The sequence below is a fragment of the Bacillota bacterium genome (assembly GCA_012837285.1).
Classification (GTDB): Bacteria; Bacillota; DTU030; order DUMP01; family DUMP01; genus DUNI01.
Genome location: DURJ01000174.1, coordinates 1 through 2,838, shown reverse-complemented (window position 1 = coordinate 2,838; position 2,838 = coordinate 1). Strand labels below are relative to the sequence as shown.

Below are 2,838 nucleotides of genomic sequence, written 5' to 3'. Positions count from 1 at the left end.
TGCCTGTCCATCAATACCATCAAGACCCACAACCGGCGTATTTATATGAAGCTGAATGTCACCTCCCGCAAAGAACTTATGGTGTATATTCAACTGATGGAAGAGGCAAGCGCCAAAGACACGGGAAACGAATGAACCAGGAGGCCCTTTAAAAAAGACTTGACAAACACAATATTAGTAACTATGATCAATAATAAGAGATGAGGATAGTAATAGCTGATCAGCAAACTAAGGCAAGAGCCATCTTAAGGAGGTATTTATTTATGAAAAAATTTGTGTGCACTGTTTGCGGTTACGTTCATACTGGGGATAACCCGCCGGCCAAGTGTCCGCAATGCGGAGCTAGCAACGATAAGTTTATCGAGAAAAAGGAAGATCAAGGGCTAGCCTGGGCCGATGAACATAAAGTCGGCGTTGCCCAAGGCCTGGACCCGGAAGTGGTGCAGGGCTTAAAAGACAACTTTATGGGCGAGTGTACAGAAGTAGGTATGTACCTGGCCATGAGCCGTCAGGCTGACCGCGAAGGATATCCGGAAGTGGCCGAGGCTTACAAGAGGATTGCCTGGGAAGAAGCAGAACACGCGGCGAAGTTTGCTGAGCTATTAGGGGAAGTAGTTACCGATTGCACCCAAAATAATCTGGAGCTGAGAGTAGAAGCCGAGCATGGGGCTTGCTTAGGGAAGAAGAACCTGGCCACCAAAGCCAAGCAGCTAGGATACGATGCTGTTCATGACACCGTTCACGAGATGTGTAAAGACGAAGCCCGGCACGGAGCAGCTTTTGCCGGACTGTTAAAGAGATACTTCGGGAAATAGGGGAAATTTTTCAGGAGACGGTGTAGCCGGAAGGCTACGCCGTCTATCGGTTTTTCTGTAGCATTTCTCTCTCTTGTGGCCCGCGTTCTAGCGCTTCGAAACTGCTGCTGTTTAAGCAACTTGTTGATTTAAAGAAGGACTGCACCGGTGACAGAGGGAATACTTAACATGGAATTATGCACTTCTTTACTCCGGGTGTCCTCGAGCTTTCTTTCCAAGGTCTATGGCGGTAGCGTTGGACTCATGGTGGTATTTTTGGCCGGTCAAAAGGCACTGACAAAAGACGATACCCATGAGCTTTAAGCCATCTTGCGCGCGGCGGAAAAGGAGGCGGACAAATAAACATGAACATCAAGAATCCCAAAAATGTTATCCCGGCCATGGTGACTGTCCTGCTGATTGTCGCCGTCTGCACAAGCTGCACTTTTAAGGGGGCCGACACGAAAAAACAGGATTTATCAATGCTTAACATAAAAAACCTGGCCAAGGTATCTTACGAGAGAGAGGAATTGTTTGTATCCCGCGCGCCGGGTCGGGACAGAGGCTTTAATATTTCGGCTCGTCGGGTGGCGGAGTATTTGGAGAGCGTTAATTGGACGGTAAAGAAAATGGAGTCGCCGCTTGAGCTTACACCCGATCTGCAAATTGAGTGGAACGAAGATCAAGAACTCAGATTTTACGAATCAGAACCGCTTCTGGCAATGGTGCGGATGAATGAGCAATGGCGGTACTATACCATAGGCAAAGACGACTATGAAAAAGTGCTTGCCATCATCAACACAGCTTTCGATATCCCACAAACGGAAACGATGCCAGTCAGTTATAGTCTGATGCAGCTCGGGAACGGTGCAGTCTTGCGTACCCTAACGCTACTGTCGGCAGATGAGGTCCAACTCGCTTCGGACATCATTATGAGCTGTATGGTAAAATCCGCCGCCTGGCCGGGAGTGGACGTCACCACGCTGGATGAATGCTATCTGCTTCGCGCCACCTATTCCGGCGGTACGTCCACGGACTACTATGCCTATTTGCTGGACGGTAAGGCAGTTATGCAGCGAGGGACGGACGGTCATTACATCCGCATAGACGATGGTCTTTATAAAAAACTCGTCAGGCTGCTAACAACAGTCAGTGGTGTGGATCGCACCAACCTTGACGCCTGCGTCGCCGACGCAATTCTTACCACTAATATCAGTCAGTACCATAAAAGCGATTTTGCCGCCGAAGCCCATACCGTTCTCAAAACCGTTGAGAGCGGCAACACGACCATGGTCTACGCCATGGCGCTCTATCAGGAGTTTGGTTATGCGGGCAGCGGCTTTTGTGAAACTAGCGGCAGCCACATGCCGGTGGCAATCACGTTTAAGAAGAACGCTGCCGGAGAATACAAGCTGAAGGAGTATTGGACGCCGCAGGACGGAAGCTATTACGCCCCCTCCATCAAAGAGAAGTTCCCTGCCGACATTTACAAGGATGCTCTTGACACCCAGAAATATATTGTGGCACACATACAGAGCTGCTACGCACAGGCGATTGAGTACGGGAATGTGCCCGTATCCGGACACCTGGCCAAGCTTGTTGAAACCATCTGCTCCTCTCCCGCCGAAGCATCAAATCCCCGGGCTTATATCGACGCGCACCCGATAGAATACAGAGAAATGATCTATTACGGCAACTACACGCTTCGTTATTGCTTCAATCTGTTTGAACAGGGTGGTCAGACCGGGCTTGACGGCCACATCATGGCTTCGGCCTGCAGAGATATTGTCGGCAAGAAAGAGGACATTGGTCTATTGGCTAATACCGGCCAGGACTGGTACGATGCTTTCAAGAAGCAGGCAGAAAATCTGCGCGCTAAACACGGCGACGACTATATGAAGAAAAATAAGCCCGGCTCCTGGTTGCTTCTGCAAATGCTTGCTGCGACTAATAACTGAACGTGTTTTCAGACCTCTCTGACGTGCCGCCTGAAAGGGCGGTTTTTCACTTGCATTAGGCTAATTTGCAGTTAACAGGGATAAAC

The 2,838-nt window shown here is 49.5% G+C and carries 3 protein-coding genes and 1 pseudogene; all 4 read left to right on the top strand.

Going from position 1 to position 2,838, the window contains the following annotated elements; genetic code table 11:
* On the top strand, positions 1 to 135 hold a 135-nt coding region (locus GX016_10085), incomplete at its 5' end, for a hypothetical protein (protein ID HHT71892.1).
* Between the two features lie 128 nt (positions 136 to 263).
* Positions 264 to 815: an NADH peroxidase gene (locus GX016_10080; GenBank protein HHT71891.1), complete on the top strand. Its 552-nt coding sequence runs from the start codon at positions 264 to 266 to the stop codon at positions 813 to 815.
* A 198-nt stretch (positions 816 to 1,013) separates the two neighbouring features.
* Positions 1,014 to 1,118: pseudogene (locus GX016_10075) on the top strand (BlaI/MecI/CopY family transcriptional regulator).
* A 41-nt stretch (positions 1,119 to 1,159) separates the two neighbouring features.
* Complete coding sequence (locus GX016_10070) at positions 1,160 to 2,752, top strand: hypothetical protein (protein ID HHT71890.1); 1,593 nt, start codon at positions 1,160 to 1,162, stop codon at positions 2,750 to 2,752.
* Positions 2,753 to 2,838 lie beyond the last annotated feature (86 nt).

Bases quoted from the DNA above. Each gene is read 5' to 3' on its own strand.
- GX016_10070 (HHT71890.1), top strand. From the start codon at position 1,160: ATGAACATCAAGAATCCCAAAAATGTTATCCCGGCCATGGTGACTGTC.
- GX016_10080 (HHT71891.1), top strand. From the start codon at position 264: ATGAAAAAATTTGTGTGCACTGTTTGCGGTTACGTTCATACTGGGGAT.